Origin of the sequence: Acinetobacter sp. R933-2, from assembly GCF_030325485.1 — a bacterium.
Lineage (GTDB): Bacteria > Pseudomonadota > Gammaproteobacteria > Pseudomonadales > Moraxellaceae > Acinetobacter > Acinetobacter sichuanensis.
Genome location: NZ_JACAIJ010000008.1, coordinates 189588 through 204944, shown reverse-complemented (window position 1 = coordinate 204944; position 15357 = coordinate 189588). Strand labels below are relative to the sequence as shown.

Sequence of the window (15357 nt, the reverse complement as noted above, 5' to 3'; positions counted from 1 at the left end):
CGTTTGGTGATTACCGCACTGAATCAGCTTGAAGCAACAGGTGGTAAATATGCCCTGTGCTCAATGTGTATCGGTGTCGGTCAAGGCATTGCTTTGATTATTGAACGTGTTTAATCCCTCCTAAGTAAAGTCCCTCTTTAAAAAAGGGGGATTTAGGGGGATTTTTTATACAAAGATAACTGCTCTTTCTTCCCTCCTTTCTTAAAGGATGAGGAATATCATTCCGCAAAGAAGAAAGAGGATGAGGAAAAGAAAATGCCAACATTTACATCCAATGATGCCCAAATTAATTACCAAACTTTTGGTGATGCAAGTCAGCCTGCAATTGTATTTTCTAACTCATTGGGTACAAAATACAGCATGTGGCAACCGCAAATTGATGCATTGCAAAATGATTTCTTTGTGATTTGCTATGATACACGTGGACATGGCGCTTCTTCTGCACCACAAGGTCCATATTGTATTGAACAACTTGGGCAAGATGTTGTGAATTTGTTAGACCATTTACAGGTTGAAAAAGCAACATTCTGTGGTATTTCAATGGGTGGTTTAACGGGTCAATGGCTTGCTATTCATAAGCCAGAGCGTTTTAATCATGTTGTTGTGTGTAATACCGCAGCAAAAATTGGACAAGAACAAGCATGGAATGAGCGTGCTGCTTTAGTACGCCAACAAGGTCTGCAAACCATTGCTGCAACTGCGGCATCAAGATGGTTTACGGAAAGCTTTATCCAAAGCCAAGCCGCAACTGTACAATCTTTAAGTAACGACTTAGCAGCTGGCAGCGCAGAAGGTTATGCAAGTTGTTGCGAAGCTTTGGCTAAAGCAGATTTACGTGAAGAATTGAAAAATATTACAGTTCCAGTACTTGTAATCGCAGGTCAGCAAGATCCTGTAACTACGGTTGCAGATGGTCAGTATATGGTTGATCGCATTGCAAATAGTCAGCTATTTGAAATTAATGCTTCTCATATTTCAAATATCGAATGCCCAACAGAATTTACGCAAGCTCTACGTGGTATTTTGAATTAATTCTGTTTTATTTTTATGTTTCCTCTTCAGATGTAGTGTTTCGACATTACATCTTTTTTTATGTTTTATCCTTTATCTCAAACAAAAAATGCCTCAAATGAACCTTACATTTAAAGCATTTTTTAAATTTAATGTTTAATCTCTTAAGCTGCTTTAACCGCTATACCATTTCTGCCTGGGAACTCTGGCGATAACATACGTGCATTTGGCATTTTTAACCAAAGGCGCAATAATTTACGATTTTTTTCAGGATGTTCATCATCTATAAATCCTGTTCGAGAATGCATCACTGCATAATTATTACAAAATTGGATATCGCCCGATTCTAACATCATATCTAAACGTAAATCAGGATCATGAATAAAATGATCAAAAAGATCTAAAGCTTCTTTTTGAACTTGAGAAATTTTAAAGTTTTGATATTCATGTCCAAGTTCAATATATGCACGCATATAACGACAACTTAATTTATTTTGATAAAAGCTAAAAATAGGCGTAAGTGGTTCAATATCATCACCTAAATGCGCACAAGGCATCGGATGATAAAAATAACTTAGATATTCAGGATATTCGGCTAAAATTTTATTATAAATGGTAGCTGCACTGACTAAACTACTCAAACCACCTTCTTTGGCTTTACGAATACAGAGTAGTCCAACTGCATCCGATAAGTCAGTATGATAAGGTAAATAAGTATTTGTCTCATAAACCCGTGTCGATTTTTGGCTTTGATCACCGACATTTTGTACAAAGCCAATCAAGTCCCCTTTTGGATTTTGAGTTACAGGTTCACCCAAATATAAACCTAAACCATAATAAATAATGGCTAATTGTGTTTCAGAGTAGATCTCTGCCGATAAGCCTCGCAGTACAAAAAAACCATAACCATTTTCGAGTTCATCTGCCCAATGTGCGATTTCTGCTAATACATCTTGATCATCAATCAAAAAGTCTTGCTGAGTAAAATGTGGTGCGGTTAAATGTTTCGCTTCAACTTGTTTGAGTGCCTGATCAAATACCCTTAAACTATGTGGTGAAAGTTGATAAATCCAATTTTGTTGATTTTGTGCTAAATCCTTACCGATCCATGCAGCTTTTGCTTCAATTTTTTCTTTTAAAATAATACTCATCACATTTTCCCTGTTGATTAAGCTTGTTCTATCAAGCTGTTGTTGCTTGCATTTTACGCACCATCGCATTAAAAAATTTAATGGCAAAACCACTGTCACGAATGAGCATTGCGGTTAGATCTGTGCATTTTTGTTTTACTTCTTCACTTAATGGATAGTCTTCGCCTCCTAGTGCACCTGCTTGACACTGAATTTCAGCCGCACGCTGTACAGTCCAAAGTAAGAAAAATGCTTTTTCAATGCTATTTTCTCCTACTGCAATCCCATGATTGCGTAGCACTAAAATATGCTTATCTGCTAAATTTTCAATCATGCGCTGTTTTTCTTCTGCAAATAAAGTAATTCCCTCAAAAGCATGATAAGCCACACGCCCATAGAGTTGCGCACCATAAAAACTATCATAGGAAAAACCATTTTTCTTTTGTACCACTGCGCTAATTGGTGTGGTATGGGTATGAATGAGGCAACGAATATCATGTCGTGCGCCATGTACTGCGCTATGTAAAGCAAAACCTGCTGGATTTGCATCATATTCAGAGGGTTCAACCTTATGACCATCTAAATCAACTTTGAGTAAATTTTCAGGTGTAATTTCACTATAATTTAGCCCAAAAGGATTGACTAAATAATGATTTTCATCGCCCTCAAGACGTGCTGAAATATGGTTAAAAATGGTTTCTGTCCAACCAAAATAATCGACCAAATGGTAGCAATGTGCCAATTTTACGCGCAGTTCCCACTCCTGCTGACACATACTAATGGGTTTTACACTTGCATTCATAAAAATCCTTTTTAAGGTTGAAGTGATTGTTGACTCAAATAATGTGTAAGATTACAAATATGTTTGGTGACTGGCATCGGACAGTTAAAGCGCTCTGCTAACTCTAAAACTGCTTCTGCAATACCTGCCATTTCTAAAGGTTGTTTTTTTTGATAGTCATACCACATTGACGTATGAATCTCGCCCATATCTGCACCAAGTTGTAAAAAAGTCATTGGGTCTATACTGATACGGGCGCCATAACTTGCTGCAACTTGCCGTACTTCTTGTGTAATTTGCAACGTAATTTCACGTAAATAAGGATGTGAATAAATATCTTTTAATGTGGCTCCTGCCACAACTGACAAAGGATTTGAACTTAAGTTTGCTATCACTTTCGTCCAAATCTGATCTCGAATATATTCTGTAATTCGTAACTCAATTTCTGTATCAACAAAGATTTTTTTAACTGCTGTTAAACGTGATGTAATTTGATGAGTTGGTTCACCTAAAATCAATAAATACGGATTATTCGACTCAACTTTTCCATAAGCTTTTAGCTCTGCGGTAATAAATACAACCGCACCGATTAAATGTGCTAAAGGAAACTGCTGAATTAATTGCTGATCTGCATCTAAACATCTCACCACAGGAATATCTTGTTGTGCTTCCTGCTGATAAAAATACCAAAAAGGAATACCATTCATTAAAGGAATAACTAAACTCTCTGCATGTAAAACATGCTGAAGTGATTGCACAATTTGTGGCAAGGCATTGGATTTTGTGGCAATAAAAACAATGTCTTGCTTATCTAACTGGGTTAAATCTTCAACCACTTGGTAGGGCTGCACATGATATTCACCTGTTAAATCTTTAAGATAAATACCTTGCTTTGATAAAACTTGAAAATTTTCACCACGTGCGATCAAACTAACGCTATCACAACCCGATAAAATAAGTCGTGCTGCTAAGGTGCAACCGATTGCACCTGCTCCTAAAATGGCAATTTTGGCATTTTTTTGCATCACAAAACTCCCTACTAAATTGCCAGAATGTCCTGATGTTTACTGTTAATTCCCAAATAACTTTCAATAATTCTAGGATCTTCAACTAAATCTTGCCCTGTTCCTTGCATAGATAATTCACCCATTTCAAGTACATAAGCATAATCAGCAAGTTTTAGTGCAGCACGCGCATTTTGTTCAACCAATAAAATTGATACACCTTGTCCACGCAATTGATCAATAATTTTAAAAATTTCACGGGTAATTAAAGGTGCAAGCCCCAAACTTGGCTCATCAAGCATTAATAATTTTGGTTTTGCCATTAAAGCACGTCCCACGGCTAACATTTGACGTTCACCGCCTGAAAGCGTACCTGCCTCTTGAATACGACGCTCTTTTAAACGAGGAAAAATGGTATAAACTTCATCTAAAGTTTCTTTTAAAGCCCGATCACCATGACGATAACGCTGAAAGCCACCTAGCATTAAATTATCTTCAATCGTCATGGTACTGAAAAGTTCTCGTTTTTCAGGGACAAGTCCTAAACCACGTACCACCATTCTTTCAATTTGTGGGCATTGTTCGACTTGACCATCAAACTCAACCTGACCTTTTGAACCCAATACCCCCATAATGGCTGAAAGTAATGTGGTTTTTCCTGCACCATTTGGACCCACAACAGAAACAATTTGTCCTTCATTCACTCGCATATTAAAGTTCATTAAAGCTTCGACTTTGCCATAAGCAACACTTAAGTTATTGACTTCAAGTAAGCTTTTCCCTTGCGTATTTGCTGTTACGATGCTCATGCTACACCTCCTAAATACGCCTCTAACACCGCCTCATCTTTTTGTACATCTTCTGGTAAGCCTTCTGCAATTTTCTCACCAAACTCCATCACGACAACCTGATCAACCAAATTCATGACAAAATCCATATCATGTTCAACCAGTAAAATTGCCATGCCTTCAGCTTTTAATTTGCTTAATAAATCAGCCAAAGCTTGCTTTTCTTTGAAACGTAAACCTGCTGCGGGTTCATCTAGTAACAATAAACTTGGATGCGCACACAAAGCACGTGCAATTTCTAAAATGCGCTGTTGCCCTAATGCTAAACTGCCCGCTTCGGTATAAAGATATTCACCTAAACCGACACGTTCTAATTGATATTTAGCTTCATTTAAAAGATTGTTTTCTTCTTCACGATCTAAGCGAAATAAAGATGCCCATACGCCTTTTTTGCCACGTAAATGCGCACCAATCACGACATTTTCGAGCACTGTCATTTCAGGTAAAATTTTGACATGCTGAAAAGTCCGACTGAGTCCTTTTTTCGCGATCTCACGAGAATGCTTGCCATTAATTTTTTCACCTAAAAAAATCACTTCGCCACTGGTTGGTACATCGACCCCCGAAAGTTGATTAAACATGGTACTTTTACCTGCACCATTTGGACCAATCAGGGCTAATATTTCACCTGCATGAATTTTTAAATTCATATTGTTATTGGCAACTAAACCACCAAATTTTTTTGTGACATTTTTCGCTTCTAAAATGACTGTACCTTTGGCAGGTAAATCTAAGCTGGGTAATTTTTGCGTAGGTTCAGTTAAAACAGTATGTAAATCATTGGCTTTAAAACGCTGAGGAAGTAACTTTACCAACATCGGCCATAAACCAGATGGTGCTTTTTGCATCAACACAACAATCATTAAGCCAAAGACAATCGTTTCATACTGTCCTTCATTACCAAATAATACAGGCATGAGGTCTTGTAACCATTGGCGCATCATTGTAAAAATGCCTGCTCCAAAAATTGCACCCCAAATACTGCTTACCCCACCGAGTAAAGCCATAAATAGGTAATCAATCCCCATTTGCAGACCAAATGGCGTTGGGTTAATAAAGGACTGATTATGCGCATACAACCAACCAGAAATAGACGCAAAAACTGAAGAAATAATAAATACGACCATTTTTGATCTAAAGGTATTCACCCCCATAGACTCTGCCATAACTTGCCCACCTTTAAGCGCACGAATCGCACGACCTTCTCTTGAGTTAAGTAAGTTTTTAGTCAAAATAATCGCAATAAATAAAATAAACCAAATCAGATAAAACATTTTGTTATTGGTATCTAAGGCATAACCTGCAATCGCAATATTTGGAATATTGGAAATCCCTGAATGCCCACCTAATGTTTCAATGGTTGAGAAAAAATAATATAAAGAAATTCCCCAAGCAATTGTGCCTAAAGGTAAATAATGCCCCGACAGTTTTAAGGTTAATCCACCGACTAAAAGTGCAGAAACCACAGTAATGAATATTCCCAACAACAAGGCTGCCCAAGGACTTCCTCCTGTCCATGCTAAAAATTGTGGAAGCTGTTCTGTCACAGTTAAATACGCTGTTGAATAAGCACCAATTCCCACCAATGCTGCCTGACCAAAACTGGTCATGCCGCCAACGCCTGTGAGTAAGACTAAACCCAAAACCACTAAGGCATTTAGACCAATATAATTTAATAATGTGACTTGATAGGTGGGTAGCAAGAAAGGACTGATTGCCATGAGCGCAACAAAGCCCATAAATAAATACTTAGACTTCATTCATGATCCTCCTCAATTTGACGAGAGGTTAAAGACTTCCAAAGTAAAAATGGAATAATCAAGGTAAATACAATGATTTCTTTATAGTCACTTGCCCAAAACATTGAAAATGCTTCAATAATACCAACAACAACAGAACCGATTGCAGCAACAGGAAAGCTTGCTAAACCGCCAATAATCGCGCCCACAAATCCTTTTAAACTGATAATAAAGCCTGAGTCATAATATAAAGTTGTAATCGGTGCAATGAGAATTCCTGCAAATGCCCCCATAAATGCAGCCATCGCAAAAGTGATTTTTCCTGCAAAAATAGGAGAAATTCCCATGAGCTGAGCACCCACTCGATTTACAGCCGTTGCTCTTAATGCTTTGCCGTAGAGTGTTTTACCAAAAAAATACCACAACAAAATAATCATGCTAAAAAAAGCAAATAAGATATATAAAGTTTGACTACTCACAACCAAACTACCAACTTCAAAAGTCGCTTCGCTAAAGGGTTTAGTTTGCGCACCATTTGGACCAAAAATTAATAGTCCGATTCCGACCAATGCGACATGCACAGCAATCGAAACAATCAGTAGAACTAAAGGCTTAGCAGCCACTAAAGGTTGGAAAAATAAACGATAAATTTGTGGACCTAGCGGTGTAACCACAGCCAAAGCCAGTATGACTTGAACAAAAATTGGTAGCTCTGCTAAAGGCAAAAAATACATTGCAGCTGTGATGAGCGCAATATAAAACCCCCATAGACTATGACTCTTTAAATTAAACTTTGCGTTATTTTTTAAACTCACATAAGCATCTATAAGCAATTGCACAACAAAAAATACGACGAGTAACCAGACAATACGGCTTGGTGTTCCAGCTTGAATTGCAGCAAGTGTTAAAGCACCAAAAACACTAAACTCGCCTAAAGGAATAAGTAAAATTCGGGTTACGGTAAAAACCAATAAAATACATAATGCGAGCAACGCATAAATTGCACCACTGGTAATGCCATCTTGCCCAAGAATTAATGCGATATCTAAATCCATAACGCCTGATCCTTGCTATTTTAGAGGCAACACTCCGCTAAGAGTGTTTACACCCTAAATTTTAAATAGCAGATTAATAAATTAAAAAAGATGAATTATTTCAACAACGTCCATTGTCCATTTTTTACTGTAATCATCACGCGTCCACGCTTGTCAAAACCACTATGATCCATTGGTGTCATGTTATAAACGCCTTGTGTTGCAGCCAATTCTTTGGTTTGTTCCAATGCACTGCGTAAAGCTTGACGGAATTTCACATTTCCTGGTTTAGACTGCTTTAATGCAATTGGAATCGCTTTTTCAAGCAACAAACCTGCATCATACACGTTAGCGCCAAAAGTCGCGGGATACTCACCATAAGCCTTTTTATAATTATTCATATATTTCAATGCAATGGCTTTAGATGGGTGTGTATTTGCCACCTCATTAATCACCAACATTAAACTTGCTGCTAAAATCGTATTTTCAACTTTTTTACCACCCAGTTTTAAAAATTGATCCAACGCTGCACCATGTGTTTGGTACATTTGCCCACGATATCCACGGTCATATAAAGCCACTTGTGGAGTAACGGCTGAACTTCCTGGTGCTGCCACCAAAATCGCTTGTGGTTTACCTGCAATTAATTTTAGCGCTTGCCCTGTTAATGACGTATCTTGACGTTGAAAAGATTCTTTTTGAGTGACTTTAATCCCTTTCTTGGCTGCTAAGTTACTGACAACTTTGCTCCAGTTTTCTCCATAAGGGTCTGCTGTACCAATAAAACCTAAAGTTTTGATGTTACGCTTCACCATATCATCGACTAAAGCTTCTGCAATCAACTCATCATTTTGTGTGGTTTTAAATACCCATTTACGTTGCTCATTCATCGGTAACACGACCGTTGATGTACCAACTGGTGCTAATAAAGGAACTTGCGCTTTGGCAATAGTACCGATAACAGCATTGGCATTAGGTGAACCTGATGGTCCAATAATCGCATCAACATTACTTTCATTGATCAGTTTATTGACTGCTTTTACACTGGCAGTTGGGTCACTTGCATCATCCAATGAAATATAAGTGACTTTTTCACCACCAATCATTTTAGGCAGCAAAGCAACTGTATTACGTTGTGGAATGCCGACCATCGCAACAGGTCCAGTAGATGAACTCACCACACCAATACGTATTTCTGCATAACTATTTACTGCAACAGTCGTTAATGCTGAAAGCAGTAATATTTTTTTAATTTCCATATCCTTAACTCCATTTTTCATTATCACAAGTCTCTCGACTTAGCATTTTTATAACATAAATACATGTAATTTTCATGTTAATTTTAAAAATATATATCGAATTTTAAATCGATATAGATGCTATTTTTAAAATTTAGACCATATATTGCAACAATCATCATCCTAATGATTGACTCAGCACAATACACTGATCGAAATTTCAAGTCCTCAAATTTACCGATAAAATCTTTCATTTTTTATCGGTAAATAAACGTCTTAAACAATACCTGCAATATCTCTTAAGATTTTAATGAAAATCTCTTTTTCATTTTCAGGGTACTTTTCAAAGACTTCATTTTGGTGACTATCGGCGATATCAAATAAATAATGTGCTGTTTTTTTACCTTTTTCTGTTAAATGATAAAAACCATCATTTTCCACCAATAAGCCTTCTTTGGCTAATATCGCCGCCGATTGCTCAACCTCTCGCATTGGCATTGCAATATCTCGAGGTAAATCAGCTTTGCTAGAAGCTGTACCACTGCCAAGCACTAACAATAATCTGGCTTCACTGGTTCTAAAACCCGTCACCAATTGTTTTGGAATATAGTCATTTTGGTAAAATTTAAAAGCACGACTCATCAAATAACAAACGTTACGATGTAAATGCCCTTGATGCATTGCTCCAACATCATATTCAACATGATCATTGGTATCTTTCACTTGCAATAAAGGATGTGGAGTCACACCAGAATATGCACCTTGGTGATATACCAATGGACTACGCCCTTCATCATGAAAATTTACAACTTTGCCAATAATAATCCAATGATCACCACCTTCAATAATTTGATGGCGTTCACATTCAAATACCACAGAGCAATGTGCCAAAATTGGAGCGCCACCTGCACCTTCACGATGGCTTGTACCGTCATATTTATCAATATTACGGCGTGAAAATTTATTCGATAGCTCAATTTGAGAGCCTGACAAAACATTGACTGCGAAGTGTGTTGCTTGTTCAAACACATGAAAACTCGAAGATTTTTTATCAATACTCCACAAAATTAAGGCAGGGTCTAAAGAGACTGAGTTAAAGCTATTTGCTGTAACGCCTACTTTTTCGCCATCTGCATTTTGTGCAGTCATAATCGTCACACCTGTCGCAAAATTACCTAAAGCACGACGAAATTTCATTGGATCTATTTGCATAGTCTCTATTGCTTGTAATGCATTCATTATTCTCTCCTGAATCTTTGGTCCTATTCCTAAATGGACTATATCTGTTTGAAAAATTTAAATATCAAGCACCAAACGCGCTGATTTAGCCCGAGAACAACAGACTAATATTTGCTCATTACTGGCTTTTTCTTCATCAGTAAAATAAACATCTCGGTGATCAGGCTCACCTTCGATGACATCACACATACATGTACCACATACACCCTGTTCACAAGACATTTCTATTTCAATACCTTCTCGTGCCAAAGCCTGTAAAATCGTTTCTTCTGCATTCACCATGATAATTTTGCCGCTTTGTTGCGCAACCACTTCAAATGCATCGCCACCTGTTTCAATATCAACCTGAAAATATTCTTTATGAATCTGATTTTCAGAAAAGTTTTGTGTTGTTGCCAGATTAATCACCCAGTCCATAAACCCATTTGGACCACAGGTATAAATATGACTTTCTGAATCAATATCTTTGATTGCAGATTCAAAAAACTCACGATGGCTTGCACCTTCCGATTTAAAATGAAAGCTTGTAAATGCCGCAAGTTCACCATTTTTAATTTCATCAACAAAAGCACAACGCTCAGGACTTGCACCACAATAATGTAGTTCAAATGAAGCGCCTTCTTGTTGCAACTGGTATGCCATCGTAATGAGTGGCGTAATTCCAATTCCACCTCCGATCAAAACACTATGTTTTGCCTTGACCAGTGGAAATAAATTTTTAGGCTCACTGACCTGAATTTGCATGCCATCTTTGAGGTCATCAAATGCAGAAACTGAACCACCACGTGATTCGGGATCACGTAAAATACCCAAACGAAATATGCCTTGTTGGCTCGGATTTTGACAAAGCGAATACTGTCGAACCATACCATTGGGTAAATGCACATCAATGTGAGCACCCGCCTCAACTTTAGGCAGTACTTTTGCTGTCGCAGATTCAAACTCCATAACTGCGACATTTTCACCTTCAATATGACGGTTTTTAACAACAACAGGATAAAGTGTAGTCATGATTTTTCTCCCTCTTATGCATTAAGCACAAGGCTTAACGCATAAATAATCCGCCATTAATATCCCATGTTGCACCTGTCACAAATGCAGCATTTGGACTTGCCAATAAAGCACATGTTTCTGCAATAAATTCCATACTTCCTAAGGCTTTCACTGGAATATTTTGAATAAACTGTGCCATTTTTTCATCAGATACGACACTATGTACAATAGGTGACTCCATTGGACCTGGTGCAATGGCATTTACAGTCACCCCTTTTGCTGCAAATTCTTTCGCAAAAATTTTGGTTAAGGTCACAATTGCACCTTTGCTTGCCGCATAATGTGCCCCTGTTGCAGTTCCACCATTTTGCCCAGCCAACGACGCCATATTAATAATACGTCCTTGACCTTTATCTGCCATATATTTCCCAATAATTTGACAGGCTTGGAATGTACCTCTTTGATTTACTTGGGTAATCCAATCAAAATCTGCTGCTGTAATTTCTAAAACAGGTGTTGCCTTAGTGACTGTTGCATTATTAATCAACACATCGAGTTTAGAAAATTTCGTTTCGATCCACGCCACAGCAGCATGAAAATCTGCTTCTTGTGAAATATCTAATTTCAAAGGAAACATATGGTCTGCATGTGCACTACGTGCTTGAGCATTTTCAGCTTTTTCTAAAGTACTTGCCGATAAAATCACCTGATGACCTTGCGCTGCAAAATATTCAGCGATGACATTTCCCAAACCTGATGCAGCACCAGTCACTAAAACAACCTGTTTCATTTTTTTCTCCTAGAGAATGTAACTGATACCCGCTAAAGTATCTGTAGAGTTAACTAAGTTAATAATTTTACGATTAATTTTAAAACCTTGTTCTGCATCACGTACCAAATGGAATGTAATATCTGCGGTATAATGTTTTAAATTTTCTTTACGAAATTCACGTAAGTTCTGCGCACAACGTAAGACGATCTCACCATTTTCATCTTTAATAATGCGTACTCGTGACACACTACGTACAGTATTGGCTTTTGGTGATGTTGAAATTGCTTCACCATTTTTTAAGCGATTCACACGAAGTTGACGCATATGATGATTGTCATAGGCATAGTTCAAATTATTTTCATAATCAGTCAATGTCGGATCAATCGGAATAATATAAACACCTTGTTCATTCCACAGGCTTAACCATGCTTCATGTTCAAAATGGTCGAGCATATCTGCTTCAGCCCAAATAAAAGCAGTCACTTCATTTAATAAATTCAAATCAATTTTCATGGCACTCTCCTTAAGCCGTCATCAACTTTTTCCACTGCTGATAAGCAGCGCGCATCCCTGTTTCAGCACTCACATCGCTTTTTAGACCATCTTCCGTTTTCACTTCACCAGGTAAACCACGATTCAACATGATCCACAAATCATCACCTGCACTTGCACCTTTTTGTACACGTTCCCATGCTTCAGCGTCATCTGGTGTACCAAAACCAAATGGACCTTGGAAATGTTCATGTAAACGTAGACGATATTGGTTCGCAATTTGAGGACCACCATCCATCGTAATCACAGAATGGTGAATTTCAGTTTTTTCTACAGAAATCGGCTGCATTACACGGAAAAATGCCATTGAACAAGCGATATTTGGGAAGATATTTAAGTTAAAACCTGAACCACCCACTGCACGTACAATGCGACGCACTTCTAATTCTTCATGTCCTTCATCACGTAAAGCCTGTGCCAAATCTTCAAAACGTTCTTGAATTGGACGTTCCATCAATTCTTCGTCTAAATCAACCAATTCAGGAATCATGACCATCACACTATGACCATTACCCAAATCTTCGACATAACCTGGTTGGTTTTCAAAGTTAAATAATTCTTCTGTTTTTTCATCTACAGAGCTGAGGAATGATTTGTGTACCAATGGGAAATGATACGCATCCGTTGTATTTTCTAACTGAATTTTCCAGTTACCTGGGAACGTAAAACGGTGCTCACCTAAAACTTTGACAGGATAACCTGCGCCTTGTTTCATGAACAAATCAATCCATTTTTTCGCAGCACCTAAAAAGTCTTCTAGTGGCTCTACATCATGATTAAATGACGCGAAAATCATGCCGTTATATTCTTCGACACGTAAACTGATCATTGGCAGTTCTGATTTATCTAAACATTCACCATAACTTTCAGGAGATGGCACACCACGTAAACTGCCATCAAGTGCATAGCTCCAACCGTGATATGGGCAAACAAAACTATTGGTTTTACCTTTTTTATGTTCACAAACAGTTGCAGCACGATGACGGCAACGGTTTAACAGCACATGAACTTTTTTCTTACGATCACGTACTGCAACCACAGGTTGTTTACCAATGTTCATTGTTTTATAACTACCAGCATCTGGGATTTCACTCGCATGAGCAACCCAAACCCAAGTTTTATAAAATATTTTTTCCATTTCATCTTCAAAGATATTGGCATCTTTATACAAAGATGTATGCGCACGATCACTTTGCACAAGCTCGTTATAATCAATATCAATATTCTGCATTGGAATAATACTATTCATTTTGATGATCCTTTTTCATTTATCCTTGGTTAATTTTGGGTCGGTACTGGCAATTCGGCTGTACTGTCCCAATGCGATACAGGGCGACTTAAAATATTTTCAGTCTGGAAATGTTTTATTTTCCAAGTTCCATCTGCCTGTTGTTGAAACTTCACACTGAGTTTGGCTGCATTTAAATGACTGCGACCATCACGGAACGTTGAAGTTTGCAACATCAGCCAAGTGGCTTTTGCCTGCTGCTGTTCTACATAAATTTGTTCTGAGCTGACAAAGTGAGCATTCATGACAAAATGTGATTCTTTTTGGGTATAGCTTTTGAACATGTCATAAATTGCCTGCCATGATTCATAACGCCCAAAAGATTTGGCATATTTTTCGCCAATCCCTTCCCAAATACTGTTGGAGTCAAATAAATCCATCAATTCATTCAGATCAGTATTGGCATCTAATGCATCACAGATTTCCATATAACGGTTGATGCAATTACGAATCGCGCTCTCTGCTTCAAGCTTATTTAGACGTGCTAAGATTGCTGTCAGATCCATGTCATTCATCTTAAATACTCACTTTTTTGCCTAAAAATGCTTATAAATAACCCGGTGTTGGTTTTAGACCAAAACTTACCGAACCTGCATTTTGTAAAGTAGCGTCGCCCATAAAAGCATGCTGTGTCACGACATTGGTGTCGTTTACAAAACGACTAAACACATTATTGGTATAAATAGCAGTCATCCCTGCCAACATTTGCATTTTACGAGCCACACGCGCTGCAACACGTGCTGCATGTGTACAAGACAAACGCATATCACTAATCTGTTGCTCTGTCGGTTTTTGCCCTGCAAGTATTTCATTCCATACTGCGTCCATCGTTTCATAGAACCATGTACGTGCTGCTTTAAACTCTGCTTCAACTTGCGCAAATTCATATTGTGTAACAGGTCGATTTGCAATTTCTGAACCGCCTGTAATCGATGCTTTACCCGGTGCTAGTTTTTTAAACTCTTCCAATGCAGCCGCTGCCACGCCAATACCTACAACCGTCAACACTTGTGTTGCCAAAGATAAAGATGGATATTTAAAAAAGGGTTCTGACAGTTTTGAAGGCTCACCACGAACAAAAGTCCACTCTTTTGCAACCAATACATCTTCAACAATTAAGTCATGGCTGCCTGTTCCTTTTAAACCAACCGTATCCCAAGTCATTTCAATTTTTACTTTATGTGCTGGCAACACTGCCATACGCGGTAAACCTTGAGCTTCATTGTCTTTACGTGGAGAAATTCCTACACCGACAATATCTGCCCCCATACAACCGCTTGAAAACTTCCAACGACCTTTTACAACCACACCTTCGTCTGTGATTTCAGCAGGTTGCGGTGGGAAAATTCCGCCAGCAAATACAATATCAGGCGAATCTTTATATAAAAGTTGCAAAGTTTCCTCAGGCAAACCACCTAAATAAGCAGGACTCATTCCAAAACTTGCAACCCAACCCACTGAGCCATCAGCCATAGATAATTTTTCAATTAACTCACAAAATGTTCTTGGCGAAACTTCCAAACCACCAAAACGTTTTGGCACAAGTGCACGATATACACCCAATTGTTTTAACTTTTGAATCATGTCTTGGCTGACATAAGCCTGATCATCAAACTCGCCTGTGATTGCACGTTCACGAATTTCCTGACACAACGTCTCAAGATCAACCGTTGTACTCTGGTCAAAACTAAATACTCTAGATAAATCATTCATTACCTAACTCCTTGT

General features: G+C 38.0%; 16 protein-coding genes. 2 read left to right on the top strand and 14 right to left on the bottom strand.

Annotated elements, in window-relative coordinates; genetic code table 11:
- On the top strand, positions 1–114 hold a 114-nt coding region (locus HX005_RS11525), incomplete at its 5' end, for a hypothetical protein (protein WP_286376984.1).
- A gap of 141 nt (positions 115–255) precedes the next feature.
- On the top strand, positions 256–1032 hold the full coding sequence (gene pcaD / locus HX005_RS11520) for a 3-oxoadipate enol-lactonase (protein ID WP_107007941.1): 777 nt from the start codon (positions 256–258) through the stop codon (positions 1030–1032).
- 143 nt (positions 1033–1175) lie between these two features.
- Here pcaD and HX005_RS11515 read toward each other — a convergent pair whose 3' ends face one another.
- The 14 genes from HX005_RS11515 to HX005_RS11450 all read right to left on the bottom strand — a co-directional run bounded on the left by HX005_RS11515 (position 1176) and on the right by HX005_RS11450 (position 15342).
- Complete coding sequence (locus HX005_RS11515; RefSeq protein ID WP_286377475.1) at positions 1176–2162, bottom strand: TauD/TfdA family dioxygenase; 987 nt, start codon at positions 2160–2162, stop codon at positions 1176–1178.
- A gap of 31 nt (positions 2163–2193) precedes the next feature.
- On the bottom strand, positions 2194–2943 hold the full coding sequence (locus HX005_RS11510) for a class II aldolase/adducin family protein (protein ID WP_286377474.1): 750 nt from the start codon (positions 2941–2943) through the stop codon (positions 2194–2196).
- Positions 2944–2954: 11 nt separating this feature from the next.
- Positions 2955–3947, bottom strand: a complete 993-nt coding sequence (locus HX005_RS11505) for a ketopantoate reductase family protein (protein ID WP_286377473.1) — start codon at positions 3945–3947, stop codon at positions 2955–2957.
- Between the two features lie 14 nt (positions 3948–3961).
- Positions 3962–4735 (bottom strand): ABC transporter ATP-binding protein, encoded by a 774-nt coding sequence (locus HX005_RS11500; protein WP_286377472.1) that lies wholly within the window; start codon positions 4733–4735, stop codon positions 3962–3964.
- The gene (locus HX005_RS11495) at positions 4732–6534 is read right to left on the bottom strand and encodes a branched-chain amino acid ABC transporter ATP-binding protein/permease (protein ID WP_286377471.1); all 1803 of its coding nucleotides are present in this window, start codon (positions 6532–6534) and stop codon (positions 4732–4734) included. Before HX005_RS11495 ends, HX005_RS11500 begins: the two co-directional genes overlap by 4 nt.
- A complete protein-coding gene (locus tag HX005_RS11490; RefSeq protein WP_286377470.1) occupies positions 6531–7568 on the bottom strand; it encodes a branched-chain amino acid ABC transporter permease in 1038 nt (345 codons plus the stop codon). Before HX005_RS11490 ends, HX005_RS11495 begins: the two co-directional genes overlap by 4 nt.
- Before the next feature lie 95 nt (positions 7569–7663).
- The gene (locus HX005_RS11485) at positions 7664–8806 is read right to left on the bottom strand and encodes an ABC transporter substrate-binding protein (RefSeq protein WP_286377469.1); all 1143 of its coding nucleotides are present in this window, start codon (positions 8804–8806) and stop codon (positions 7664–7666) included.
- Positions 8807–9061: 255 nt separating this feature from the next.
- Entirely contained in the window at positions 9062–10027 is a 966-nt protein-coding gene (locus HX005_RS11480; protein WP_286377483.1) for a p-hydroxyphenylacetate 3-hydroxylase reductase component, read from the bottom strand.
- Positions 10028–10081: 54 nt separating this feature from the next.
- Positions 10082–11035 (bottom strand): PDR/VanB family oxidoreductase, encoded by a 954-nt coding sequence (locus HX005_RS11475; protein WP_286377468.1) that lies wholly within the window; start codon positions 11033–11035, stop codon positions 10082–10084.
- Between the two features lie 34 nt (positions 11036–11069).
- Positions 11070–11807, bottom strand: coding sequence for an SDR family NAD(P)-dependent oxidoreductase (locus tag HX005_RS11470; protein WP_107007951.1), 738 nt, complete (start codon positions 11805–11807; stop codon positions 11070–11072).
- A gap of 9 nt (positions 11808–11816) precedes the next feature.
- Positions 11817–12302, bottom strand: a complete 486-nt coding sequence (locus tag HX005_RS11465; protein ID WP_286377467.1) for an aromatic-ring-hydroxylating dioxygenase subunit beta — start codon at positions 12300–12302, stop codon at positions 11817–11819.
- Positions 12303–12312: 10 nt separating this feature from the next.
- Positions 12313–13590, bottom strand: a complete 1278-nt coding sequence (locus tag HX005_RS11460) for an aromatic ring-hydroxylating oxygenase subunit alpha (RefSeq protein ID WP_107007953.1) — start codon at positions 13588–13590, stop codon at positions 12313–12315.
- A 29-nt stretch (positions 13591–13619) separates the two neighbouring features.
- Entirely contained in the window at positions 13620–14144 is a 525-nt protein-coding gene (locus HX005_RS11455; protein ID WP_286377466.1) for a nuclear transport factor 2 family protein, read from the bottom strand.
- Positions 14145–14175: 31 nt separating this feature from the next.
- The gene (locus HX005_RS11450; protein WP_286377465.1) at positions 14176–15342 is read right to left on the bottom strand and encodes an acyl-CoA dehydrogenase family protein; all 1167 of its coding nucleotides are present in this window, start codon (positions 15340–15342) and stop codon (positions 14176–14178) included.
- Positions 15343–15357: the final 15 nt, after the last annotated feature.